Genomic DNA, 24,764 nt, shown 5'->3' with positions numbered 1-24,764 from the left:
GCGAGCCATGCGCTTCACACGACCCGGCGTGCGCTACAGCGAATCACCCGCACCCGCCACGCCTTATCAGGCCGCCGCGCAGGTATGGGATGAACGCCTCGGCAGCGCGCGCGTGCAGGCGAAGAACTGGCGGTTGATGGCCTTCGGCTGCCTGGGCCTCGCGCTACTGATGGCCGCAGGCCTTGTCTGGCAGTCCGGCCAGTCGCGCGTCACGCCCTACGTGATCGAGGTCGATCACGTAGGGCAGGTCCGCGCGGTCGGGGCAGCGACGACACCGTACCGGCCGACCGATGGCCAGATCGCGTACCACCTGGCGCGCTTCATTACCGACGTGCGTTCGCTGTCGATCGACCCGGTGGTGGTGCGGCAGAACTGGCTCGAAGCCTACGGCTACACAACTGACCGGGGCGCGGCGACGCTGAACGACTACGCCCGCGCCCACGATCCGTTCGCCCATGTTGGGCAGGACTCAACTTCGGTTGACGTGACCAGTGTGGTGCGCGTCAGCGACGCCTCCTTCCAGGTGCGCTGGACCGAACAGCATTTCAACGACGGCACGCCCACCGGCACCGAGCACTGGACCGCGATGCTCACCCTCGTCATGCAGACGCCGCGCACCGAACAGCAGGTGCGCCGCAATCCCCTCGGTATCTATATCCACGGGCTGTCCTGGAGTCGTGACCTGGACGCGCCGGAAGGAGCGAAGAAGCCATGAAATCGTCGATCACCGCCATTGCCTTCCTTGTCCTGCTGGGCGGCCTTGCCGGCTGCGCTACGCAAGGCAAAACACCGCCGACAATCTCGCTGGACGAATCGGTCAAGGCGCAGCCATTGCCGGAGCCGCCCAAGCCGGTCGCGGTCGTGGAAGTGCCGAAGCCCTTGCCGTTGCCGGATCAGATGAAGCCATTGCCTCCCGCCGATGCAAAGCCGGCCCCTGAGCCGGCCGATGCGAAGGCGCGTGTCGAGCAGGCCAATGCCGACGCGAGCGTGGCGCCGACGCGCGACGGCTATATCAACGCGATCCAGGTCTGGCCGTTCTCCGATGGCGCGTTGTATCAGGTCTATACCAGCCCTGGCCGTGTGACAGTCATCAGTTTGCAGTCGGGGGAGGAGCTGGTGACCGTCGCCGCCGGCGATACCGTGCAATGGATCGTGGGCGATACCGCGAGCGGCAGCGGCACGGGCCGGCGCGTGGCCGTGATGGTCAAGCCGGTGCGCGCGGGGATCATGACGAACCTCGTCATCACCACGAACCGGCGCACCTACCTGCTCGAACTTACGTCCACCGCGAAAGCGTGGATGGCGTCGGTATCGTGGGAATACCCGAAGGACCAGATGCTGGCCTTGCAGGCCCAGGCGCAGGCCGCCGATGCGGTCGCGCCTGCTGCCGAGGGGCTGTCGCTCGACCAGTTGCATTTCCGCTATGCGATCACCGGCGACAGCCCACCGTGGAAACCCGTGCGCGCGTTTGACGACGGGCAGCATGTCTATATCCAGTTTCCGGCTGGTATCGCACAGGGCGAATTGCCGCCGCTGTTCGTGGTCGGGCCGGATGGCAAGGGCGAGCTGGTGAACTATCGTTTCCGCGCCCCTTACGACATCGTGGATCGCCTGTTCGGTGCGGCCGAGCTGCGCCTGGGCGGCGCCAAGGCCGCCGTGGTACGTATCGAGCGCACCGACGGCGTGGCTGCGGGAGCCGGTCATGGACACGACTGACCAAGCTCAGCCCGCGCCCAAGGTCGCACCCGAGGGTGTTGCCCTGCGCGCCGCGCCGCGCGCGGTTACGCGACTCAACCGCCGCACACTGGCCGTCTCCGCCACGCTGCTTGCGGTGCTCGTGGCCGGCGCGTCATTGTGGGCGCTTCAATCGAAGGGCCAGCGAGGTTCGGGCGATCAGACCAACCTTTACAACGTCGATCGGGTCGCCAAAGCCGACGACCTGGACCAGTTGCCGGCCGACTACTCGAAGTTGCCGGCGAAACCTGCGCCCGCAGGCCCGGCCGGCGTGCCGCAGCTCGGCCCCCCACTTCCCGGAGACTGGGGTGCCGCATCGGCTATGCAGCCGTTGTCGAGCGGCGTGGCAAACCAGGGACCATCGGCGGAGAGCGTTGACCGTCGACGTATGGCTGACGAGATTGCACGGTCGGCGGTGTTCTTCCGTACCGGCAGTGGTACCGGCAAGCCCGATGCCACCGCCTCGTCTGCGGGCACACCATCAATCGCCAATGGCCCGACGGGCGCGTTCAACCCGATGGGTGCCGGGTCGGCATCGACGGCCGCGCAGCCTAACGATCCGACGGCGGTCCAGAATCGGCAGGACCAGAAAGAAGCGTTCATGGCGAAGGGCGGGGATACAGTGACCAGTAACACGGGTGTTTTGCAAGCGCCGGCCTCGCCATACACAGTAATGGCCAGCACAACAATTCCCGCGGCGCTCGTGACGGGCATCAATTCCGACTTGCCGGGCGAGATCATCGCCGAGGTTACGCAGCCCGTGTACGACACGGCGACCGGCCACTATCTGCTGATCCCGCAAGGTTCTCGATTGATCGGCCGCTACGACAGCCAGGTGGCGTTCGGACAGCGACGTGTGCTGATGGTGTGGCTGCGGTTGATTTTGCCTGATGCTTCCTCGATCTCGCTGGACAAATTGCCCGGCATTGACCCGGCGGGATACGCTGGCTTGGAGGATGGCGTGGACTGGCATTGGGGCCGCGTACTGGCTGGTGCTGCGCTGTCCACGATGCTCGGCGTGGGCTCCGAACTGGCCGTCTCGAATCAGGGCAGCGCCAACGGCAATACGGTCATCGCGCTGCGTGACAGCTCGCAGGACACGGCCAATCAGGTCGGACAGGAAATCACGCGTCGCGACCTCAGCATCCAGCCGACGCTAACCGTACGGCCGGGATTTCAGGTGAACGTGATGGTGAACAAGGATCTGGTGTTGCGGCCATATCAGCCGCTCTTTGTGCAGCGAGGGACAGTACGATGAATACGACGCGCAAATTACGACTAGGACCGCTGCCCGATATACAGACCGTCAAGTTGGCTTTTACTTGTTCGGTGAGCCTCAAGGCCGACCTTGATCGCTACGCGGCGCTGCATGCGCAGACCTATGGCGAGCCGGTCGACGCTGTGACCTTGATCCCGCACATGCTGGAAGCGTTCATGGCGGGGGATCGAGGATTCAAGAAAAGTGGGGCGTCCCGATCGTCACCGCTGCCGCCTCGGCGAGATTCGAAGCCCATCGTAAATAGCGAGCTCCCGAAAACACAATGAATGTTCCGTTCGCCCTAAGGACGTTACCGACTTTGCGATGGTAACTCCCGAATACCGATAAGCGATCGATGGGACCGGTCAGAGGTATGGCTATCGCATCGATAGCAGAGATGTTAACCGGGGCCATCACTCGCGGCCGCCAGAAGCGGCACGACCAGATCGCTGATCGGCGTAGGGATGCCATGTAATCGACCACGTCGTTGCACGACTCCGTTTCGGCTGTCCCATTCGAGCGGGCGGCCAGCCTGCCGGTCAGCGAGAATCGAAGTGCCGAGGTCGGACGGATAATTCTGGAATGCATCGACGATCTCCTGCGGGACCTCGTCGCCCAGCGTCGCGCCCTCAGCCCGGGCAACCTCAAGACACTCCTGCAGATAGGCGAGGGCCAGCGCGGCAACGTCTGCGCGGGAGTACATGCCAGCGCGACGGCCCGCAAGAACCATTAAACCGGCGACCGCGTTCTGTAGAAGCTTGCGCCACGCGACGGACGTGAAATCTGCTGCTACATCGACCGAACACCGTGTGCCTCTCAATGCCGAAACGACAACGCTGCTCTCTGGCGTGTCTGGCAATGTAAGGCGGGCCTTGCCCCGTAGCCAGACGGAGGCGTCGGGTTCGCGTTGGGCAGGAAACCATACCACCGAGGGTAAGACTGGGCTGCCCGGAACATAAGGCGCGACAAGCGTTTTCTGTTCGACGCCGTTTTGCAACACGCAGACCACAGTCCTGTTGCCGCACAAGGCAGACAGCCACGGCGCCGCTGCCTCCACCTGTGTGGACTTCACTGCGACAAAGACTAGGTCGAACGTGCTTTCGACCTCAGCGGGACTGGTTCGCACGGGTCCCGGCACCGTGATGCGACCACCCTCGAAGCGCAACTCCAGGTGTTCGTGCGCTGAGCGGCCAAAAATCGCTGGTGTGCGGCCGACTTCATGAAGGGCCGCTGCCACGGTCGTGCCGATCGCCCCAGGCCCAATCAGGGCAATCGCTGGATTTTCTGTCATCGTCATTGTCGTCCCGGTAGTCTGTACTGGTTTGGTAGCATGCAGGCGCACCCATCAATATTCGCCAGGGACCTGCTGTGGATCTGCGCATCGCGCGCATGACTTCAGCACATGGGCGACCACGCTTCATGCAGGCAGATCGTCGAGGTCGCCCGCTCGATTTGCTGCGGGCCACCGTCAGGCGGCCATAGCCCCTCGGCATAGTGACGTGCCCGTAACGCCATACGCTCTTCGAGGCTGGAGAATCCCCAGATGTGGGTGATGCGAGGCGGGCCGTCGAGTGCATACAGGTTTGCGACCAGATGCGACGTGTAAGCTTTGGCCGGGCCGACAGCCTTCTCCCAGGCCGCGATAGTTGGCGCAATGCCACCGGGTTTCAGCCAGTAGCGGCGAAACTCGTAGAAGCGGCCAAATGTCATGGGTTCGACTTCTGGCAAAAAAGGAAACAGCGCATAGCTTTCCATGTCTATCCGGATCCGCGGGTTCTCCGTATGAAACGGCCGCTGGTCCATATAAGCCCGCTCACGTTCATGCTGGAGTTCGGACATGGTCTTGAACTTGCGCAGGACGATGATTCGCGCGAGCTCGCCAATCTCCGTTCGCCATGATCCAAGGACGATACCCGTCGCGTTGGTATCGGACACCCAGCGGCGGGCACCGTCCGATACGGTGTCCTGTTCCAGAAGGGAGCACGAAAGCGTCGTTAGCTCGTACAGCATCTGAATCTCCTTTACCGGTTCTGAAAGGCACATTCCGGTGTTTCCCTGGACTGAAAGGCGGGCGCTACCGTTGCCGGGGGCAGCATAGTTTCAGGCCGCGCCAGTCACTGGCCAACATCTGATTGGCAGAGAACCCGTCCGCCGCAGTCCACTCGCGGATCTCGCCGCGACTCTGGAGAACGGACGGCGCGAGATGTTGCCCGCTTGCGCGCTCCGCCGGGCCTGGCTGTGATCGCTTGAGTTCTGTCCAACGATGTCGGCGCGGTGACAACCTTCATGGCGTCGCCTGGGTGGTCAGCTCGCAACCCCCAAGGCCACCGCGTCGGCCCCTGCAGGAATCCGCAGCGGACTCGATGCATCGGTCACCGCACGCCACACCGCTTCGGCGACATCCTGCGAACGGGTGAGCGGCCCCGGTTGGCTGAAGCGGGCCATGAAGCCCTTGACGAGATCGGCATAGGCCTCATGGTCGAGACCCTGCATGCGAGAACTGCCATTCTCGGCGAAGCGGGTTTCGGGCGCACGTCCCGGAATCACAAGGTGCGCGCGCACGCCGAACTGTCCCAGTTCGAGCGCCATCGACTCGGTGAACGCATTCACCGCCGCCTTGCTCGCAGTATAGACAGAGACCAGAGGGAGGGCCCGCAGCGTCACGGACGATGTCACGTTGACGACGACGCCGGCCCGGCGTTTCCTGAACTGCGGCAGCACCGCCTGTGTCATCGCCATCGTGCCGAAGGTGTTGCTCTCGAAAACCTCACGTATCGTCGCCATCGAGGTGACCTCGAACGGCGCCGCCGCGCCAACGCCGGCATTGTTGACGAGTGCGTCGATCGGACCCGCTGTCCTGACGGCATGATCGATGCTTTGCGGATCGGTGACATCGAGCGCGAGCACGCGCAGGTTGTCGGAAGCAGGCAGCACGTCCTCTCGCGGCGTGCGCATCGTGGCGACCACCTGCCAGTCGCGTTCGGCGAAAAATCTCGCGGTCTCAAGGCCGAAGCCGGAAGAGCAACCGGTGATAAGAATGGTTTTCATGGGTCTCTCGGGGATGGTTAACAACACCTCCACGATAGAGTGCTCTCATCGGACGTTCTATAATCACACGTCCATGAATCGTTAGCAGGAGTCCGGAAGTGATCGATCCGCTTGCGGAGGTTGTCACGCTTCTTCAGCCGGGCGCCCGGTATTCGAAGCTCGTCCTCGGCGCCGGGCCGTGGCACATCCGCCGCTCGGATGCCGGGCAACCGTTTTATTGCGTCGTTCTCGAGGGTGCGTGCCGCCTTGTAGTTGACGGGCACGAGCCGATCGAACTCCGCTCGGGCGATTTCGTCCTGGTGCCTGAGGCGTACGGCGTGGCGATGTCCAGCATCCTGCCAGTGCCGGCGAGTGCACCCGAAGCGGTGCCCATGGCACTGGGCAGTGGCGAATTCAGGATCGGCGACCAGGACGGTCCAGCCGACCTGAGAATGCTCGTCGGCCATTGCAGCTTCAGTTCTCCCGATTCAACCCTGCTGGTATCGCTGCTTCCCCGGATCGTGCATGTGCGTGGCGAACTGCGTCTCGCCACCCTCGTCGAACTCGTACGAGACGAGTTCCGCGAACGCCGTCCAGCGCGCGAGGTCATTCTCGCGCACCTGCTCGAGGTACTGCTTATCGAAGCACTCCGCTCGACGGCAGCGACGCCCTTGTCGTGCGGTCTCGTACGAGGGCTCGCCGACGAACGCCTTGCCGTCACGTTACGCCGGATGCACGAAAGTCCCACGCGCGCGTGGACAGTCGCGCAATTGGCGAAGGAGGCTGCCCTTTCCCGTTCGGCCCTCTTTGAGCGTTTCAGTCGTGCCGTCGGTCTGGCGCCGATGGCCTATCTGCTGAACTGGCGCATGGCTCTGGCCAGGAACATGCTCCGGCAGAGCGACGCTAGCATCGCCGAAATCGCGGGGCACGTTGGCTACGGTTCGGCGAGCGCATTCAGCGTCGCCTTCACTCGACATGTTGGACTACCGCCGGCGCGTTATGCGCGGCAGCATCCTGATCCTGCATCCTGAGGAGCGCTCAAGGCCGGAAGCTCAGCATGCCTCCCTAGAATATGGCTAGCGCGTGAGCGCCGCCGGTCTCACGCGTTTGGCTTGACGCAGGCGCCGGCCAGGATGAAGTCGACGCCGGCGAGGAATTGTTGGCGGTCATCATGCTCGCGCAGTTGCGCCGCCACCCGCCGCACGAATGGACGCGATTCGGGATCATCCTCGATCCAGCGGGTGGCTATGGCCGCCAGCCATGTTCGGCGATCCGACCCGTCCGGAAGCAGGCGGGCGTTAGCCGCGTTCTGTCCGGCTACGCCGAGAATGTAGTTCGTCAGCGCGGAGGCGCAATCGAATTGTGCGTCGGCAGAGACTCCGAGCGCCTCAAGCTCCTGGCCAACCCGCTCGAAAATCTCCCCGACCGTGGGATGCCATGGTTCGTGGGAAAGATGAGCGCCGGCCCATGGGTGAGCATCGACCGCGTCGAATACCCCGAGCGCGATGGCACGGAGCGCGGCCTTTGGCTCCGCTTCGTTGGCCACTCCCGCCAGCGCAGGGGCGAAGACCTCCCTCGTTGCGGCGGCAAGCAGGTCGTTCCGATCTGCGACATGCCAGTAGATCGCACCGCTGCCCGTCGCCAGGTGGGTCGCTAGCGCCCGGAATGTCAGGGCGGCCTCGCCACGTGCATCGAGAATCTCAATCGCGGCCTGGACAATCCGCAGCCTGGAGAGGGCGTCGGCGCGCCGCAGGGTTTGTTGAGCCCGTTTCACCACAAGGTTATCCTTACACACTTGGAACAGCGTTCCAGTGAGTGTACGATGGAACATTGTTCCATCGTACACCTAGTTAATCATGACCACTTCCGTCTCCATCATCGGCGCAGGGCTGGGCGGCCTGACCCTCGCCCGCGTGCTCCACTTGCACGGCATCATGGCTACGATTTACGAAGCAGAGCCCTCCGAGCGAGCCCGCACCCAAGGAGGCATGCTCGACATTCACGAGCACGATGGCCAGCGCGCGCTCACGGCGGCAGGCCTGACGGACGCGTTCCGCGCGATCGTTCACGAAGGTGGCGACGCGACACGCGCGCTCGACCAGCGGGGCAATGTGTTGCTCGATCAGGCCGGAGACGGCAAGCGTCCTGAGGTGCTCCGGGGCGACCTGCGGCGGGTGCTCATGAACGCCTTGCCCGCCGAGACGATTCGGTGGGGATGGAAGCTGGCCGGCGCCAGGGCCCTCGGCGCCGGTCGTCATGAGCTGACTTTCACCGACGGCTCAACTGTCGAGACAGAATTACTCGTCGGGGCCGACGGCGCCTGGTCGAAGGTGCGCCCGCTGTTGTCGGCCGCCGAACCCGCCTATGTCGGCGTGTCCTTCGTCGAGACCTACCTGCATGACGCCGATCGACGGTTCCCGGCAACGGCTGAGGCGGTGGGGGCCGGGGGGATGTTCGCGCTTGAATCGGGCAAGGGGATCACTGCGCACCGGGAGCCGGCAGGCGTGCTCCACACCTATGTTCAATTGATGCGGCCTGTATCCTGGTTTGCGGACATCGACTTCAATGAGGCCGCGGCGGCCAAGGCGCGGATCGCCGCCGAATTCGCCGGGTGGGCCCCGGCGCTCACCACGTTGATCACGGACAGCGACACCGCGCCCGTTCTACGAACGATCAATGCGTTGCCAATCGGCCATCGATGGCATCGTACCCCCGGCGTGACGCTGCTTGGTGATGCCGCGCACCTGTCGCCGCCTGCCGGCGATGGCGCAAATCTGGCCATGCTCGACGGGGCTGAGCTGGGTATGGCCATCGTTGCCCATGATGGTGACATGGAGGGTGCGCTGGCGGCCTACGAGGCGGCGATGTTCTCGCGCAGCGAGGCCGCGGCCGCGGACGCGCATCGTGTCCTGGATCTCTGCCTGGGCGCAAGCGCACCTTTCAGCCTGATCGACTTTCTCGCCGCCGGGAAATGAACGTCCACGGTTGGGTTTGTAGACGACCTCCGCTTCAGGACGGGACCATCCAATATCCCGATGGGGACGTGCCTTTTGTGGGCCTCCTCCAGACCTCTGTGCGTCGATATTCGGGGCAGCCGCGGAGCCTCAGAGAGACGAAGCTGGCATTGCTGTGCGCGTCGACTACGGCTCGGCGAGCACGTTTAGCATCGTCTTCGCTCGCTATGCCGGACTACTGCCCCGCGCGCCACGCGCGGCAGCGTTCGACCTTCGCATGCTCGGCCCCGCACATGCTGGAGGCGTTCATGGCCGGAGATCGCGGATTCAAGCGGGGCAGGGAGACGACAGCCCCGGAGCTTTTCCCATGAACAACCAGAACCCGACCACCCGACCGAACATGGCAGCGGTCTATGCCTCCGGCACGGTACGCGCCCGCCGCTGGCACGGGCGAAGGCGACGTGCGCAGTTACCGTCCGCCTGCCGGCTGGACGGCGATTGCCGACCTGATGGATCTTCACCCCATCACAGGCCATGCCTTGTCGCGTGCCGCATGGTGGATTGTCGAGACGAAAGATCCCGCGTGGTGAAAATCGTGACTCGTGCTGAAAAATCGGCCCCGGCGCGGCGGCACCGGGGCCGTTCAAGAACGTCCGGGCGCTGCCTGTTGGCTGCGCCCGGTGCGACGAGCAACACCAGGCACCACCCATTCCAGACTGAGGCTATTGAGGCAGTGGAACTTGTTTGCGTGCCGGGATTTTCTGAAGTGGTAGCAGATCCATAACGTCGCAGAACAAGGCGCGGTGCTTCCAGTCGTTTCTGTCGCCGACCACGTAGAAGCGACGTTTGGCGCGCGTCGCTGCGACGTTCAGGAGGTTGGGCTCCGATACCGCCCAGTTGCGAGCACCTGATCCCTCCGTATTGCCACCCAGCACCATGATGACGACCGGCGCTTCCTTGCCTTGCATGGTGTGGATCGTGCCGGACACCATCTTGCTGCGAAGCATGCGCTTGAGATTTTGCTGGACCGCCTTGAAGGGCGTGATGACCGAAATGTCCTTGGCGGTAACACCATCTTCATGCAGCAGCGCGAGCAGCTCGCGTAGAGCCTGGCCTTCGGCGGGCACCCAGTTTCCTTCGGATGGACCGTTGGCTTGTATCCAACCTGTCGGCAGACTGGCGCGTGTTTCCTTGTCCGCGCGCGGTGCCATCGTTCCATACACCATCGCTCCATCATAGGCGATGCGGTTGGCCAACTCGTGCATGGGCCTGTCACAGCGACGATGCACGACCAGCGGCAGCCCCACCCAGGTTTTGCTGTCGGCCGGTCCCGCCATGCGCCCCCAAGGGGTGGCTTCGTCGGCCAGCGTCTGAGCGGACTGATGGTTGGGGAGCCAATGTGGCTCAACACAGTAGCGTGTGCGCATGTGTTCCAGCACCGCATCGGATACGGTGACAATGGGCTTGAGTTGCAGCGGGTCTCCCACCAGCAACGCACGGCGGGACCGCCACAGTGCCCCCACCGCCGCCTGGGGCGAAGCTTGGCCGGCCTCGTCCACGAACAGCCAGCCGATCTCGCCGGCGCCCAAAGAACCAAATGAGCGAGCGAACGATGCGAAGGTGCTGCTCAGTACCGGCACGACCATGAACAGCGAAGCCCACGCCGAGCGAATGGCCTCCCGTGAAAGCCCTTGGTAACGCGAGCCTGTCAACAGGCCGTTGATGAAATACAAGTTGGAACGCATCCGGGATGCCTCCAACTCGAAGAACGTCTGATGGAGCTTTAATGCTTGGATGAAGACGCGAGCACGTGCTTGCCGCCAACCTTCAATACGCCAAGGCTCGGCCAACTCAACGGCATCGCCACGACCGATGACACCGTCTTGTAACCACGCGAGTAGGTGGTCGGCCCGGCAGGTAGTTGCCAGTCCAGTGGCATCGCTCGTCAAGGCTTGCTCTTTGTCCTTCGATCGCTGAAGCGCGCGGTGCGCGTCGGCGATCTGCTTCTCCAAGCTCCCCCTCGATGTGTCGAGTTGCTTGGTCAGGCGTGCGATCCGCGCGAACTCGGCCTTAGCCAGATCACGCTGGCCTTCCAGTAACGCATGCGTTGTATTCCAGTCGCGTTGAGTCCTCCACAGGCTGAACAAGTTCGCCAAGAAACCCGGTTTGCGGGTTTGGTGTTGCGCAAGTGCGTCTAGGCACTGCTTGAGTGCCGTGTTGGCGGGGCGGCTTTCCTCCGCATCCAAGCGCGAGAGCTGATTGACCGCATCGGTCAACTCCTGCTCGAGCGCGCGAAGTGCTTTGGACTTGTCGGCAATCGTCCTCCTAGTTTGGCAAATTGCCTGGATCAGCTCACGGATGCGATTGGCATCGGAGCATGCCTTATGCGCTTCCGCCTTGACCGCCTCGTAATCAGAGACGGCTTGCTGCCACAAGGCTTGACGCTCCTCCGAAGAACGAGTCGCGTTGACCTCGGCATTCGCGCCTAGCCACCCCAGGAAACCCTTTGGTCCTTTCTCTGTCGCGGGTGGCGCCCCATCGTCCTGATCGACGCCGCCCTCATCGCTCTCCGCCCCTGTGGAAGTATCGGAGAACAGGCCGTCTACGATGTTGTCGAGGTCCGTATCAGATTCGAGGTCGGTATCGTCTTCGGCTGCCGAGTCAGCCTTGCCTTCGCTGCCGGAGGGGCGCTGACCATAGAAGTAACGCTCCACGAACTTGGTCCGTCGCGTCTTGCTGCCCAACGGGCCGGAAATCAGCCCCCAAGCGGGCTTGCCGGCAACCAGTTCCCCTAACTCGGCGAAATACTCGGCTTCGGGTAGCCAACTCTCGTCGATCTTGTCACGCTGGGGCAAGTCGAGCGTGACGTTCTCCACAGCACCATTGTTGGACGAAGCAACCACGATCTCGAAGCCATACAGTGCTGGGTTTAGCTTGAAACAAGCCTGCTGCTTGCCACCGTCGTTGGCGGCTTCGCGTCCGTTGCTCATGAACCCGTCGGAGGCACGGCGTAAGGTGGCAAGCACGTCGGCCCGGCGGGTGATGATGGCGGCAATCAAGTCGCGCAATAGGGTCGTCTTTCCGGTGCCAGGCGGGCCATTGACGCCTAGTAACCCCTTTCCATTGGCCAGAGTGGACAGAATCGTGTTGACGGCCAGTTGCTGGGAATGCACGAGGCCCAAATGATGCTCCGTAGGCCAGCAGCTATCGGCATAGGTATCTGGCATCAGTCGATCGATCAGTGGCAGCGATGCACGGTGATCGTCCACGTGCAAACGCGGCTTGGGATCGTGCCGACGCAAATACTGATCCAACGGCTCACTTCTCACGCCCTTGCCGATGTTGTCGGCAACATCGGCAAGATCATCGAGCAGGAAACTGTTGAGCAGATCGTCTTCCGATTCGGGCTTGTCGGGATTCACGGGCTGGGAGCGAAAGCGAAATCGATGGCGATCCATGTCGCCAAAGAAGTCAGCTACGCCGAGAAACTGGAGAATCCATTGGGTCAGTTCGCGCAAAGCGTTGCTGGACACCTGTTCTTCGAGCAGCGTCTTCGCGTGGTCGCCGATGGTCTTTTGATCGTCCTCAAATCCTCGGGTCCAGTCCTTTCCGGCCAGCACCCGTCCCAGGAACCACGCTTCACTGGAAAGCACGAAGCTGTCATCCACCAACCGGCCTTCCATGGTGAATTTTGCCGCGAACAGCGCCGATTCGCGGAACTGCGGCTCTCGATAGCCTTGATCGGCGCCATAGACTTCGTTGAGCTTGTTGGCCACGAGGCGACTGTCATACAGATGGGCAAAAAGCGTATGGCTCCATACGCGTCTCTTGGGTAAGCCCTGCTTGCTGACGACGCTTTCCGCTACCCACGGAACAATGGGGCGCTGGATGGGTGTGTCGTGGATGAACGCCTCGTATCGGCCGCTACGTTTTTTCAGCTTGGGTGCCGACTGTGGTTGCAGCAACTCGACGGCATGCCAATAACGGACGATGCTCTCTTGGTCCTTCAATATTTCTTCTCCTCAATAGCCACTCGGATCCCCTCAGTGATGGGCGAGGTCCGACGTTCAATTCGATGCATAGAAGCGGCATTGGCGCGTCAACCTTGAAGCCCTGAGTGCCAAGAGTGCGCAGATCCAGAATAATCGCATGTCACGGCGATGGTTGGCGCGTTGACTCTTGCCGTGACTCTCTGGACCGGGTTGTGCACGTGCCTGCCATCTTCGATGCTGGTGGTTCACCGCCTGTACGTCACGAAGGGCGGTTCACCGACACGCCGCCCGGCCTTGCTATGGAGCTTCCATGCCACGCCTCAACTATGAGGGCCGCCTGCTGGCGAGGGGCATTCGTGTCTTGTCGCTGGCGATTGTCCTTGCCCGCGTTAGGGCGCAAGCCGGTAAAGCCATCGCCGGCCACGTCACCTTCGGAAGCGGGCGTCCAAGCGTCCTTGGCTTGTCGTGAATCGTGGCGGGGACGCGGCTGCGCCTTGGGCTTCATGGCCGCAACCTTCCAGCGAAAACAATTTCCCCTGCGCTGCGCGCATTCCTCGCGGGGCAAATTCTTTTCGCTTCCAGGTTCGCCATTGTGTTGCGACCGCAAGCGGTGCGGCCGGGCCTGCCAGTCAGCATCATCGTCAACCGCGAGAAAGGGGCAGGGGGCTGATCTTCAGCAAGGATTTCGATAACCGTCGTTGTCACAGCTTGGCTACTACTGCCTCAAAACCACAAATTTTCAGTGTTATGGCCTATTTCAGCAAGCGCTGAAAATGGACTTTATGGTGAAATTCACGTACTGATTTCAGAAAATGTGCTAGTTTCAGCGCATGTTGAAAGAGGCATATTTGATGAAAGAGGCTGAGTCCCGTGCTGGCGAAGCACTGCGTAAGATGCTTGAGAAGGTTCCGATCCTGCAGATCGAAGCCATCGACGCCGAAGTCATGTCCGACGATTGGGAGCCGGACTTGATCGCGCGGTTGCTCGTTGACGGACGGCCGCACCTACTTATCTGCGAGTACAAGTCGAACGGGCAACCGCGATACGCCAGGTCCGCGCTGCTGGAGTTGCGGAACTACGTTGCGCACCGAGCCCCCGCGGCGACGCCCGTCTTCATTGCCCCCTACATCGCGCCGGCAGTGAGGCAGATGTGCGAAGAAAAGGGCGTCGGCTATCTCGACTTGGAAGGAAATGCCCGGATCGCGTTCGGTGGCGTGTTCATCGAGCGCGCAGTGGCGGACAAGCCGGTGGCCGAACAGCGCGAACTCAAGTCGCTGTTCAGGCCAAAATCTGCGCAAGTGCTGCGCGCCATGTTGCGTGAGCCGGGCCGAGCGTGGCGGGTCACCGAGTTGTCGGAAATTTCCGGAGTCAGCTTGGGACATGTCAGCAATGTGCGTGCAGGCTTGATTGATCGGGAATGGGCACGCGCCTCGGAGGATGGCCTGGTTCTCACGGAACCCGATGCACTGCTGGATGCCTGGCGGGAGAGTTACACCGCGCCACCCGGTGAGCGGTTGCGCTTCTACACGCCACTGCATGGCAGCGCACTTGAAGATTCGGCTCGAAGCGTTCTGCGCGCGGACAACAGTCCTGGCCGCGCGACCTTCGCATCGTTTTCGGCGGCACAGTGGCTTTCTCCATATGCGCGCACTGGCTCGCATTATTTCTTCGCGGACGACGAAGGCCTGCGCAAGCTCAAGTCTGCGTTGCAGCTCACGCCCAGCTCGAAAGGGGAGAACGTGGTCGTCACTGTGCCGAAGGACTTGGGACTCCTCGCCGATACCGTTGAGCCAGCGCCAGGTGCGATCTGCACGAGTCCGGTTCAAACCTACCTAGATCTTTCCATTGCCGGCGAGCGTGGCGCTGAGGCGGCGAACCACTTGCGACAGGAACGACTCTCATGGCCCAAATGACACCCCCACAGGAACCGCAGTCGGCGGCCGAATACGACGACCGCACGACTGCGGCAGTGAAGTCCGTGCTGATCGAAATCGGGCAGATCCTTGGCGGCTTCAAAGGCAAGTTCGCCATCGTCGGCGGCGCGGTTCCCTGGCTGCTGCTGGCCAGCGAGGACATGCCCCACGTCGGCACGCTCGACGTGGACGTCGGGCTGGACGCAGAAGCACTCGGCGATGGTGAGTACGCCACCTTGATCGGTGCGCTTCAAGGTCATGGATATGTCCAGCGCGAGGGGCTTCGGCGTTTCCAACTGGTTCGCCAGGTCCCCGCGCGAGATGGCGGGGAAGCAATCGATGTCGTCGTCGATTTCTTGATGCCCCGCGACGCCGAGATCGTCAAGAACGATCCGCCGCTGATCAGCGACTTTGCCGTGCAGCGGGCGGATGGCGCCGATCTGGCGATGCGCTTCTATCAACTCGTGGCGGTGACAGGGTCGATGCCGGATGGCGGGACAAACCGCGTGGAGATCGCGGTATGTTCCATCCCGGCTCTGCTGGCGATGAAAGGCCACGCACTGGCGGGCCGCTACAAGCAGAAGGATGCCTACGACATCTACTACTGCGTGCGGAACTACCCCGAGGGGATCGACGCGCTGGCACGGGAATGTCAGCCGCTCCTGGTGCATCCAAGCGGCGAACGGGGTTTCCGCTACATCGCCGAGAAGTTCGACACCTTCGAGGGATACGGGCCGACCTGTGTGAGGCGCTTCGTCGAAGACACGCATGCGCTGGGTGATCGTACGCCCGAGCAGTGGCAGCAGGATGCCTTCGGTCAGATCGACGCGCTGTTGCGCGCCATGATGCTGCGAGCTTGAATCGTACTCAATGGACTACGCGCAACTTCGCTCCCTGTTGGCTCCGCTCATCATGGCGTTAAAAGACGCCGGCACGCATACCATGCTGCCGACGCTTTGCGAGGAATTGGGGTTGCCCCTGCCCGCCACTGACGGCTCAAAGCGTGACCGCATGACCTTCAGCTTCGAGGCGGCCGCCGACGCTGATCTGCCTGCGGTTGCACGCAAGCTGTTGGTTCGCCATCCACCCAATGCCACGACGCGCAACCAGATTCAGGACATTCTATGGAGTGACGGCGGGTGTCCGCCGATCCCGAAGCGGTATCGGCGCGAGGTCGCTCGAAGACTCAACAGCGAAGATCTGTATGGGGATGCTCGCAGATTCGATGATCTTCTGGAGCGGTTGTGGATCTTGGATGCCGACGACTGGCTTAATTTGCTGGGCGGCAAGCCCAGCGGGTTGCGCGCGGACATTCAGCAGCACGTCCATCGGAATCCGGAGGACTGGCCTGCTGAAACGCTGTTCGACCAGTTGGGCGCCTATGACGCTTCCGATCGGCGCTTTGCGCTATTTCTTGAGGGGCTGGCTTCGGCCGACGTGCGACCCGACGAGGCAGCGCAACGCCACTTCGTTGCTTGCGTCAACGAGTCGCTGCGCAATTGCGGTGTGGAGCTGCGCGAGACGGATTCGGAGGGAGGTTACCCGGTCTTCTCGATGGTCTCGTTGCACGCGGCGGTCAAAGGCCGCCCGAAGAATCTCATCTTCGCCTCACCCGACAAGCCTGACCTACGTTTCCGTGACGCGTTGGACAACGACGTCGAAATCGTCACCAATGCCGATAAAGTGCTTGTTTATGACCGTCCCATCGGCAATGACGGACTGCGCTGGAATGACCTACAGCAGTGGTGGGGCGATACCGAGCGGATTGCCGATGCCACGCAGGCCAAGCGCTCGTTGTACGCACGTCTGAGGGCTAGCTTGCCCCGTAATTCCCCGCCGCAATCCTTGCTGTTCGATGCTTTCTTCGAGGGCTTCCGCGGTGCCGTGCCGAACCTGCCCGCACTGCTGCCGGAAGTATGGCTTCACTGGGACCCACGCACGGTCAAGGAGCGGGGGCCGGATGCGCTGCTGCGCTTTCGCATGGACTTCCTATTGCTGCTACCACAGGGCGTGCGGGTCGTCATCGAAGTGGACGGCAAGCACCACTACGCGGACGGCGCCGGGTGCGCCGACGTGCAACGCTATGCGCAGATGGTCAAAGGCGACCGCGAACTCAAGCTTGCGGGATACGAAGTCTTCCGCTTTGGGGCAGCGGAGCTGCAGGCACCTACAGCCAAGGCGGATGTGAAGGGCTTCTTCGACGCGCTGTTCAAGCGCTACGGTGTTCCGACGAGCTGACAACACAACCTAGTGCTAACACATGCAATTCCTTGGGGAGCAGTGCCGAAGAGCCTGAAGTCTTGCCACCTATTCGGTATGATTGAACCTGATTGATGATGGGTCGGTGCTCCGCAAATCGTCCCGAAGCCCGCGCCAGAAAAGAGCATGTTTTCCCGACGGTAAAAGCGACGGTAAAGACCCATGTCGATCACTGCAAATCCCTTTAACCATGTGGACTTGCGAGCCTCGTTGATGATCGAGTGGGAGTGATTTAGACTGCTCCCAAGTCGTTCAGGGAGGTCCGGTTTTCCATGTTTTTCCGTTTAAAAACATGAGGTTGTTGTCCGGCGTGTTCTGCTGTTATCCGGGCAATGCCTGTTGGAAATGTCGGTATCGATGACGGTACAGACGTTTCTTCCTCGGACGGCCTGGTCCGATACCGTCAAGTCAGTCTGACGGTATCGGTTGACGGTATACGTTCGAGGAGTCCCTATGCATGACATGCAGTTGCGAGCGCTGAAACCGGCCAAGAAGATCTACAAGGTTGCCGATTAGCGGGGACTATATGCGGCAGTGACGCCTTCAGGCGCGGTGAGCTTCCGGTACGACTACCGGGGTGAACGGTCGCCGGGAGACCCTGGTAATCGGCCGGTACGATCCATCACTTTCTGCACGGAAGCCACGCAAGCCAGACGAACTCGGATTCGGAATGACTATCAGCCTCCTGGAAGCCCGGCTTCTACGCGACCAGGCCTACGGAGCAATCCAACGCGGAGAGAGTCCTTCACGTGCGAAAGTCGAGAAACGGGTCGCGGCGACCGAGGCGCTAACGTTTGGTAAGTGGGCGGAGAAATACTTTATGGAGACTGCTCTTGCCGACTCCACACGGTCGATGCGCGTATCGGTATACGAGCGGAATCTCGCGTCGGAATTTGGCCGGCTGAAGTTGGAAGAGATCACGCCCGCGCGACTGATGGCGCGCTGCGAGAAGATCAAGGAGAGGGGTGCCGCGGCCCCTGCCGTGCAGGCGCGCGACATCGTTCTGCAGATCTACCGTTTCGTCCAGGCGCGGGGACTAAAGGTGGACAATCCTGCGGAGGCCATCCGCCCGTCTGCCATCGCCAGCTTCAAGCCGCGCGATCGGGCACTGTCGCCTGCCGAAATCCACGTGTTTTTTCGTGCATTGGAGCAGACGCCGACGATGCCTACGCTGCGTCTTGCTATCAGATTCATGCTGCTCACGCTGGTGCGCAAGTCCGAGTTCATTCTGGCGATGTAAGGTGAGATAGATTTCGACGCCGCAGCTGGACAATTCCGAAGGAACGGATGAAGGCCGGTCGCCCCCACATTGTCTATCTGAGCCAACAGGCTCTGGACATTCTGGTCGCATTCGAGACGTGCTTCGGAGCGAGTTCGTACGTGCATCCCGGCCGCTATGAGGCGGCCTCCCCAATAAGTGCGGCGACTCTGAACCGCGTCATTGACAGCACGGTCAAGCTGATACGCGACGGCGGGGCAGATTTTGATCCTTTCACGGTTCACGGCTGAGCCGATTGACAGGCCAGACAGATTCAAGCTCGAGTAAGATTGTGTGATGAAGAATGCAAAATCGCTTTACCACGGTCATCGCTTTCCAGCGGCGGTCATCAGTTGCGCGGTGCGCTGGTATTTCAGGTTTCAGTTCAGCCTGCGTGATATCGAAGAGCTGCTGTTCGAGCGCGGGGTTATCGTCAGCTACGAAACGGTCCGACGCTGGTGCGATAAATTCGATGCGTGTTTCGCACACCGCTTGAAAGCGGTGCGTCGCAAGCCCGTCGCCACATGGCACCTTGACGAAGTGTATTTGTGACGTTGCGCGGCGAGCCTTGCCTACTATGACGCGCCGTTGATCAACACGGGGCTGAACTCGATATCCTGCTACAGAAGCGCCGCGATAAGGCAGCAGTGAAGCGGTTTTTCAAGCGCGTGCTTGCCTCATGTGCTGAAGCACCGCGCAAGAATCGTGACCGACCAACTGCGCAGCTATCCGGCGGCGAAAGCCGAGATTCCCGCACTGGCTCACGTCAAGCACGTTTCGTCAAAGCGAGCGCGCGGATCAATAACCGGGCTGAAAACAGTCATCAGCCGACGCGCGAACGCGAGCGGCGCATACGTGGGTTCCGCGATCCTGAACGCACGCAGGCTTTCTTATCGAACTTCGGTCCGATCCGTCAGCACTTCGCGCTCAAGCGACACCTGCTGCGCGCCTCACTCTATCGCAAACAGCTCGCCGCACGCTTCGCCGCCTGGCATCGTTTCACTGAGGCCACCCAAGTTCCGTCCGTTTTCTGAGCAGAGGCGTGTCCTCTCCGCTGTTGCGTCCGAACAATTTAACGTGACAGAGCCATCCTGACCATTGCATGAAATTGAATTTGCGTCGAGAGAAGCTCACGCCATTTCTATAGCGCTTTCAAAGCGGGTAACAGCCGGTCGAATTCGCGCTTCACTCCGCCGTAACATTCGCACACACGCATTTCGAGTCCCGGTCTGTCTAATCCCTCGATGTGGTCACGGTTGTCGCGGATCAGCCCAGCATCTGCAGTTTCGGTGCAGCCCCGGTTCCACCGGACCGGCACACGCCCAGCATGGGCGATCAGTTCCTGGGTCGTTTTCATTTCGTTTGCCGATCGATGCTGAACAGTCGCCACCTGCTCAGCTGCAGGTCAATACGAATGGTATCGGCTACACACGGCGGTGGTCGCCATTTGGATGATCAGCGCCTGCGGATGGCGGAGCAAAAAGCGCTGGACAAGCGACTGGCGGTCGCCGTCCGAGCGAATTCTTCGATGTCGACTTGCATAACGTTTCGGAAAACTGAACTCCAAGGATTTCAGGTAAATAAAGACGTCGGTGCTAGCCAAAGGGTATACAGTGGGTAGACCGGTCGCCCATGAGCGACCTCCAGCTTAGGGGCCCCATCATGCGATCGCAACTCAAACCTGCTTCGGCTGCAATTGGCAGGGAGAGCGAGTACGCTGTCGAATGCAGGACGCGTGCTCATATACTCGGCGCAGCGGATGCTCTGAGAGCAGAGAAAAGACGCGCCAGTTACGCCACGATCGACTCCAACGCCACTAAGTGGCGCTACTCGGCCGTGTACGAGAAAAACTGATCGCGGTGCTTCAATTTCCCAACCCCAGCCGTAGCTACGATGCCTCCCGACATTGCGTGTGTTTCTGGGGGTACGACAATTCGCGGGAAATCACCTTCATGCTCGACGACGCGATGCTCAGAAATCTGCAGCCTGGCGTTGGATCCGACGAGCGCTCGGTGCTTGGCGCCTTTGACGAGCTTCGTGAAAAGGTTCTCGAAATCGCAAACAAGCAGTTTGTCGCCGGGCCACAGAATCGGTATTTGATTTCATGAGCTACAGCCCTGTCGCGAGAATGTTTCCTGATCTGTCAATTCCCGGCTTCGTGGAGTGCCCTATACACCTTTAAGGGGGCGACGCCGCTTGGCTTCTGACGGCGATCAGGGGTGCCACCATCGCCTGTGCTGCATTTAAGAGCAAGGTAGCCCGAGTCGGCCTTTCGTCCAGGCGCCAGCTCAACGGCAGCGTCCGAGGTGCAGCGGTCATTCGTGCCATCGTTCCGGCGGGATTGCGAAGCGAGCATGGATTCGACGCCGTAGTTGGCCAACGTCCCGCCTGCAATAAGACTCGTACCGAAGATCCACGCTGGCCCGGATGGTGCAGCGCCCGGGCATGTGCCGGCTCGCCACCGTCTCCAGATTGTTTCTGACGTGGATCTCCCGCGGGCGAGTTCGCCTGACGGCGACGGTCGAGAAAGCCTGTCTCGCACTATGCAGCTGCGAGGTTCGCGCGAAACAAGGAGCGTTGAACGAAGATGGCTCCTGCTATTTCTCTGGTCACCTAAAATATAAGCATGCATTTGACCTCAAAGGGGGTTGCCATGAGCCAGTCAATGATCAGTTTTGTCGTGGGGATCGTGGTGCTGCTATGCGTCGCGATATTCGCAGCGGCACGATACAGGCGAGAACACAAGGACGAGCCGGTTACCCGTTGGCTAGACGCGCATCCGATCAAGGACTGGCTGCGCCATAAGCACTGAGTGATTCAACATGATTTTTGGAAACGCTGGGGTGCGCGCGTGCTATTTCTCTATCGTGCGGTCTGTCGCCTGATGTAAAGCGAGAACAGATTGAAAAGGATGATATGACGTACGCAATGTGGGGAATCGCGGTCGGGCTGGCGCTGATGTTCGGCGTGTCGCTGCAGCGGTACAGGCGCAGCCTTCTGCGCAAGCGGGAGATCCGTTGGATGGGTGAACACCATGTATTGGACAGGCTACGCAAGCAATTGGGATTGTCGCTCCAGAAATGACACGCGCTGGGGCAGATTGCCAGGTTGCAAGGAATACTTTTTGGAGGAGTTGGCGAAATGACCATGAATTACGCAGGCAGGTCGCACGATGAAGCCGTGGCAGCGCGGCACAGGCAGAAGCAAAAGGCACAGGAACAGGCCGGCGGCGAAATGGCGATAGAAGGGACGGAGGCCGACGCGGAGCATAGTTGCGGCGAGCTCTCCGAGCGGGGAAAGCAGGTATGGCGAAGTGGAAGCGGGATCAACGGTGGGGGAAAGGAGTGATAGGCCTCGTCGATGCGATGCAGGCGGAAATTCTCTTCGCCCGCCATCGTGAGCAGGCCCCATTCCGCCACTCCGGCACCATTGGACCCACCCGTCTACGCGGTCTTGAGAGGCGTCACCGCAGCCTCCCGCTACCTCAGGCATGTCTGCGTGCTGCACCTTGATGAAGCGGGAAGTCGAGCGCCTGTTGCCGGATTTGAAGACCCTGTGACCGAGACGTAAACTCGTCACGGTTCATCCCGGTGACCGTCGGGCGGTGGCCTTGCCTGATATCAATGCGCGCTCGACTTCATCGAATACGTTAAGCAGTCGGGTTACGCGCCTGGTTCCGTCGGGAAGCAGACTCTGCTGCGGCGATAGCGACGAAACGCGACGCCGCCAGTACGCTAGCGCGAGGGGATTTCCGTGCACAAGTAACGGAATGATCCGTTCGAGATGCGTCAGGTCTCCTTCGAATTGGTAGCGCGCCATCAATGGTCCTCCTACCGGGACGATGCCGCGCCACCGCAAAAAAACCGACGCTTCGCCGGTTCTTCCACTTCCGCCGCTCAGGGCGGAACAGTATCTTCCTAATGAGTCGCTGACGTTCAAGGTCGCATAAAGCCGCTTCCAGCACCCAGCAATTTCCTTGCGTGCCTGACCCATTGCTTCGGCCCTCTGTATTGAGTCCCGTCGACGACCCGCTTTTCATCTTCGGGGGCCACCGGCATGCCATCATCCGTCGCATTCGCCGCGGCCTCTCTCTGTTTCCTGCTTTCTGCCAGTTCTTCGGCATTTACCTGGTCATCAATCATGATGCACTCCTGCTATGGAAAAAAATTGATTCGCCAACGGGCGGTTGGCGTCGCCCCCGATAACCGGGACGACGCGACACATCGTAAGGTCGGGTTTTGAATGCTGACGCGGTCGTGGCGCGCGATGTAAGCCGTCCGCGAACACCCACCGGAAAACCGGCGTCTAGGACAATTGCCCTTCGCCCCGGTTTCCAAGTTCGTGTACAGCAGCCAGCGTAAAGAACGTAGAGCGCGTCGAGTGTCGCTCTTTTGTTGCAGCATCTACTCTCTGCAGCAGACTCTCGGGCAGACTGAATTGAACGCTCACGGCTTTCGAGGTAACCCGCGTCAGATTGATCTCGATGAACATCCAGATCCCTTGCCCATCGTCCATGTCGAGCGATTGCAATTCCGATGTACTGCGGGTGGGAGCGGGTATGAGTTGCTCGCTGCGGTCATACATCAGTTCGACAACGGCTTGCGCGTTGCGTTTCAGTTCATCGAACGAATGGCCGTGCGCAACTGCTCGGGGAAGATCGGGAAAACTGGCGCGAAAGCCGGCAACTCCATCACGGTGCACATAAAGCGGATATTGCATGACCTGCTCCCCTCAGTTGCGGGCTGACTCGCATTCGGTATGTCATAGTTCGGTCGCCTCAACCTTGCCATCGACGATGTCTTTGCCGTATTGCATCGCGAGGTCGATGGCGGCGCCCACGGTGGCGGGACTTACCGCGTCGAACAACGTTGCATAGCGCCGAACCTTGACTTCGCTGGACGGAATGGTGTCGATCCGTACGAACGATGAGAACTGCCGTGGTCCTTTGGCATACGGATCACGATGCAAGGGGAATACCTGGTGAGAGTACGCACGTAGCTCGTACCCTCTGTATTCGATAGCGGGGATGGTCATGATCGCGCGCTCCTCAAGCGATACTGACCGTCATGAACCGATACCTGTCCGGATGTGAAAAAGGGCGGTCAGGTACATCTGGATCTTTTCACCATGCGCTCAAGGCCGTCGAAAAGCAAACTAAATCTTGACGTGGTGAAAGGGAAAGCTTGCGTCGTGCCGGCATCGCCGGGACGACCTGCTCATGCAGGGCATCGTTTCCGTGCTTGCACGCGAGCCGCGCATCGCTATCACCTACGCAATGTCGGGTACCGCGGTACCCGGCGTCCGAGTGCCGGCGCGAGCTTGACGGATTCCTGCTTCATGCCCTGAGCCTGCATCACCCAGCCGATTGCAGAGCGTATCGCGTTAAAGGCAGCGTCCGCGCGAAAAAGGGGGCTGTCGCGTCCTGTTGGTTATGCAGGTCTTCGCCTGTATCTGTCACAGCCGCGTAACTGCGCGGGTCAAATGCCACGTCGCCGGATTTTTGAAGGGCCGTTAATCGACGAACCCGGAAGAACGCCGTCAGTCCGAACGGCGGTGGACGTGGTCGAACTTCGAACTTCCCGACCCGACCCACTGCCGCCAGTCGCACTGTCAGGGGTTCAACGGCGGGTAACTGAGTGGTCCGGTCATCCAAGCCGGCTTCTCGGGGACAGCATATCGGCCTCACTGTTCCATTCGTTGCCTTTGTGGTCTCGATAAAGGGGCGTCAGCGGTTTATCCGTTTCGATGGCAGCGGGAAGATTTCCGGCGCTTATTCCATATTCGGCCATGCGCCGGCGAATCCAGACGATCAGGCGATGGCGGGCTTCTCCATCAAAATTTCGATGCGGTATGCATGGAGCAGCTGGCAAGCTCACCACATGGCCTTGTTTGCGTAAAAGCATGATTACCTCAACGTAACGCCATGGGCCGGCCTGCAAGGCAGCAGTTCAGGGGACAACCCGGTTCGTTACGTCAGTCGTGTTGGCCGGGCCGGAGAGAAGGAAATAGTCTGGAATGCCGAAAATCGGGAAGCCACGCAGCGGCCGTCGTGAACAAGAGACTGCACGACGGCAGCATACGCTATATTCGTCGCCGTTGAGTTGGCCGGCTCGTCCAGAACATGTCTACACGGCACTCGAAAAATAAAAATCGCGACACGGTCGCCAGATGCGCTCACACTGGGCGACATGGCCGTCGCTTTCGCGACGGGCAAATCTGGAGAAACATATTGGCGAAGAGCACGATGCGCGGTAATCGCGAAGTTAAAAAGCCCAAACAACCCAAAAAGGTGATGTCTCCTGCGGTTGGCGTGTCCCCAGCGCTCGCGCCGAAGACCACCGCAGGCAGCGCACCGGCCAAGAAGAAATA

General features: G+C 61.0%; 24 protein-coding genes and 3 pseudogenes. 17 read left to right on the top strand and 10 right to left on the bottom strand.

Features of this window, described 5'->3' with window-relative positions; translation table 11 throughout:
- Positions 1–7: 7 nt before the first annotated feature.
- Genes trbF through ACTJLC_RS10915 form a run of 4 tightly spaced genes read left to right on the top strand, consistent with a single transcriptional unit; the run spans position 8 to position 3,279 of the window.
- Positions 8–715, top strand: a complete 708-nt coding sequence (gene trbF, locus ACTJLC_RS10930) for a conjugal transfer protein TrbF (RefSeq protein WP_440843865.1) — start codon at positions 8–10, stop codon at positions 713–715.
- A complete protein-coding gene (trbG, locus tag ACTJLC_RS10925; RefSeq protein WP_440843863.1) occupies positions 712–1,716 on the top strand; it encodes a P-type conjugative transfer protein TrbG in 1,005 nt (334 codons plus the stop codon). Before trbF ends, trbG begins: the two co-directional genes overlap by 4 nt.
- Complete coding sequence (locus tag ACTJLC_RS10920) at positions 1,703–2,992, top strand: TrbI/VirB10 family protein (protein WP_440843861.1); 1,290 nt, start codon at positions 1,703–1,705, stop codon at positions 2,990–2,992. Before trbG ends, ACTJLC_RS10920 begins: the two co-directional genes overlap by 14 nt.
- Positions 2,989–3,279, top strand: a complete 291-nt coding sequence (locus tag ACTJLC_RS10915; protein ID WP_175705352.1) for a DUF2274 domain-containing protein — start codon at positions 2,989–2,991, stop codon at positions 3,277–3,279. The genes ACTJLC_RS10920 and ACTJLC_RS10915 overlap by 4 nt, the downstream gene beginning before the upstream one ends.
- Positions 3,280–3,392: 113 nt before the next feature.
- Here ACTJLC_RS10915 and ACTJLC_RS10910 read toward each other — a convergent pair whose 3' ends face one another.
- From ACTJLC_RS10910 to ACTJLC_RS10900, 3 genes are all read right to left on the bottom strand, one after another.
- Entirely contained in the window at positions 3,393–4,289 is an 897-nt protein-coding gene (locus ACTJLC_RS10910; RefSeq protein WP_175705351.1) for an oxidoreductase, read from the bottom strand.
- A 98-nt stretch (positions 4,290–4,387) separates the two neighbouring features.
- Positions 4,388–5,002 (bottom strand): NIPSNAP family protein, encoded by a 615-nt coding sequence (locus ACTJLC_RS10905; protein WP_440843859.1) that lies wholly within the window; start codon positions 5,000–5,002, stop codon positions 4,388–4,390.
- Positions 5,003–5,296: 294 nt separating this feature from the next.
- The gene (locus ACTJLC_RS10900; RefSeq protein WP_440844031.1) at positions 5,297–6,040 is read right to left on the bottom strand and encodes an SDR family oxidoreductase; all 744 of its coding nucleotides are present in this window, start codon (positions 6,038–6,040) and stop codon (positions 5,297–5,299) included.
- 98 nt (positions 6,041–6,138) lie between these two features.
- Here ACTJLC_RS10900 and ACTJLC_RS10895 point away from each other — a divergent pair, with 98 nt between their 5' ends.
- Positions 6,139–7,050 (top strand): AraC family transcriptional regulator, encoded by a 912-nt coding sequence (locus tag ACTJLC_RS10895; RefSeq protein ID WP_440843857.1) that lies wholly within the window; start codon positions 6,139–6,141, stop codon positions 7,048–7,050.
- 68 nt (positions 7,051–7,118) lie between these two features.
- Here ACTJLC_RS10895 and ACTJLC_RS10890 read toward each other — a convergent pair whose 3' ends face one another.
- On the bottom strand, positions 7,119–7,793 hold the full coding sequence (locus ACTJLC_RS10890) for a TetR/AcrR family transcriptional regulator (protein ID WP_440843855.1): 675 nt from the start codon (positions 7,791–7,793) through the stop codon (positions 7,119–7,121).
- 82 nt (positions 7,794–7,875) lie between these two features.
- Here ACTJLC_RS10890 and ACTJLC_RS10885 point away from each other — a divergent pair, with 82 nt between their 5' ends.
- Both ACTJLC_RS10885 and ACTJLC_RS10880 read left to right on the top strand, forming a co-directional pair.
- Entirely contained in the window at positions 7,876–8,994 is a 1,119-nt protein-coding gene (locus ACTJLC_RS10885; protein ID WP_440843853.1) for an FAD-dependent oxidoreductase, read from the top strand.
- 346 nt (positions 8,995–9,340) lie between these two features.
- Positions 9,341–9,563, top strand: a pseudogene (locus ACTJLC_RS10880) (hypothetical protein).
- 132 nt (positions 9,564–9,695) lie between these two features.
- Here the strand turns inward: ACTJLC_RS10880 and ACTJLC_RS10875 are convergent.
- Complete coding sequence (locus tag ACTJLC_RS10875) at positions 9,696–12,983, bottom strand: AAA domain-containing protein (RefSeq protein ID WP_440843851.1); 3,288 nt, start codon at positions 12,981–12,983, stop codon at positions 9,696–9,698.
- Positions 12,984–13,795: 812 nt separating this feature from the next.
- Here ACTJLC_RS10875 and ACTJLC_RS10870 point away from each other — a divergent pair.
- The 6 genes and pseudogenes from ACTJLC_RS10870 to ACTJLC_RS10845 all read left to right on the top strand — a co-directional run bounded on the left by ACTJLC_RS10870 (position 13,796) and on the right by ACTJLC_RS10845 (position 19,429).
- Positions 13,796–14,878, top strand: a complete 1,083-nt coding sequence (locus tag ACTJLC_RS10870) for a hypothetical protein (protein WP_440843849.1) — start codon at positions 13,796–13,798, stop codon at positions 14,876–14,878.
- Positions 14,866–15,738: a hypothetical protein gene (locus ACTJLC_RS10865; protein WP_440843847.1), complete on the top strand. Its 873-nt coding sequence runs from the start codon at positions 14,866–14,868 to the stop codon at positions 15,736–15,738. Before ACTJLC_RS10870 ends, ACTJLC_RS10865 begins: the two co-directional genes overlap by 13 nt.
- Positions 15,739–15,748: 10 nt before the next feature.
- Positions 15,749–17,116 (top strand): hypothetical protein, encoded by a 1,368-nt coding sequence (locus ACTJLC_RS10860; protein ID WP_440843845.1) that lies wholly within the window; start codon positions 15,749–15,751, stop codon positions 17,114–17,116.
- Positions 17,117–17,590: 474 nt separating this feature from the next.
- A pseudogene (locus tag ACTJLC_RS10855) lies at positions 17,591–18,640 on the top strand (tyrosine-type recombinase/integrase); the annotation flags it as partial.
- 52 nt (positions 18,641–18,692) lie between these two features.
- Entirely contained in the window at positions 18,693–18,947 is a 255-nt protein-coding gene (locus ACTJLC_RS10850; RefSeq protein ID WP_440843843.1) for a hypothetical protein, read from the top strand.
- Between the two features lie 62 nt (positions 18,948–19,009).
- Entirely contained in the window at positions 19,010–19,429 is a 420-nt protein-coding gene (locus ACTJLC_RS10845) for a DDE-type integrase/transposase/recombinase (protein WP_440844029.1), read from the top strand.
- A 107-nt stretch (positions 19,430–19,536) separates the two neighbouring features.
- Here ACTJLC_RS10845 and ACTJLC_RS10840 read toward each other — a convergent pair.
- Positions 19,537–19,884: pseudogene (locus tag ACTJLC_RS10840) on the bottom strand (Crp/Fnr family transcriptional regulator); the annotation flags it as partial.
- 331 nt (positions 19,885–20,215) lie between these two features.
- On the opposite strand from ACTJLC_RS10840, the gene ACTJLC_RS10835 reads away from it, so the two are divergent.
- The 4 genes from ACTJLC_RS10835 to ACTJLC_RS10820 all read left to right on the top strand — a co-directional run bounded on the left by ACTJLC_RS10835 (position 20,216) and on the right by ACTJLC_RS10820 (position 21,743).
- Positions 20,216–20,503, top strand: a complete 288-nt coding sequence (locus ACTJLC_RS10835) for a DUF1488 domain-containing protein (protein ID WP_310134748.1) — start codon at positions 20,216–20,218, stop codon at positions 20,501–20,503.
- A gap of 545 nt (positions 20,504–21,048) precedes the next feature.
- Positions 21,049–21,207 (top strand): hypothetical protein, encoded by a 159-nt coding sequence (locus ACTJLC_RS10830; protein ID WP_310134750.1) that lies wholly within the window; start codon positions 21,049–21,051, stop codon positions 21,205–21,207.
- A gap of 104 nt (positions 21,208–21,311) precedes the next feature.
- Entirely contained in the window at positions 21,312–21,479 is a 168-nt protein-coding gene (locus tag ACTJLC_RS10825) for a hypothetical protein (RefSeq protein ID WP_167363317.1), read from the top strand.
- A gap of 57 nt (positions 21,480–21,536) precedes the next feature.
- A complete protein-coding gene (locus ACTJLC_RS10820; RefSeq protein WP_029972085.1) occupies positions 21,537–21,743 on the top strand; it encodes a hypothetical protein in 207 nt (68 codons plus the stop codon).
- 587 nt (positions 21,744–22,330) lie between these two features.
- On the opposite strand, the gene ACTJLC_RS10815 is transcribed toward ACTJLC_RS10820, so the two are convergent.
- The 4 genes from ACTJLC_RS10815 to ACTJLC_RS10800 all read right to left on the bottom strand — a co-directional run bounded on the left by ACTJLC_RS10815 (position 22,331) and on the right by ACTJLC_RS10800 (position 24,298).
- Positions 22,331–22,537, bottom strand: a complete 207-nt coding sequence (locus ACTJLC_RS10815; protein ID WP_073432237.1) for a hypothetical protein — start codon at positions 22,535–22,537, stop codon at positions 22,331–22,333.
- Positions 22,538–22,700: 163 nt separating this feature from the next.
- The gene (locus tag ACTJLC_RS10810; RefSeq protein WP_440843840.1) at positions 22,701–23,114 is read right to left on the bottom strand and encodes a type II toxin-antitoxin system HicB family antitoxin; all 414 of its coding nucleotides are present in this window, start codon (positions 23,112–23,114) and stop codon (positions 22,701–22,703) included.
- A 42-nt stretch (positions 23,115–23,156) separates the two neighbouring features.
- Positions 23,157–23,429 carry a hypothetical protein gene (locus ACTJLC_RS10805; protein ID WP_440843838.1) on the bottom strand — a complete coding sequence of 91 codons (273 nt, stop codon included), beginning with the start codon at positions 23,427–23,429 and terminating at the stop codon, positions 23,157–23,159.
- Between the two features lie 611 nt (positions 23,430–24,040).
- Complete coding sequence (locus ACTJLC_RS10800; protein ID WP_310136274.1) at positions 24,041–24,298, bottom strand: hypothetical protein; 258 nt, start codon at positions 24,296–24,298, stop codon at positions 24,041–24,043.
- Positions 24,299–24,764: the final 466 nt, after the last annotated feature.

The organism is Paraburkholderia sp. 22099, assembly GCF_052045835.1.
GTDB classification, from domain to species: domain Bacteria; phylum Pseudomonadota; class Gammaproteobacteria; order Burkholderiales; family Burkholderiaceae; genus Paraburkholderia; species Paraburkholderia terricola.
Note: the sequence above shows the minus strand (reverse complement) of the source record. Positions and strands in the feature narration are given on the sequence as shown.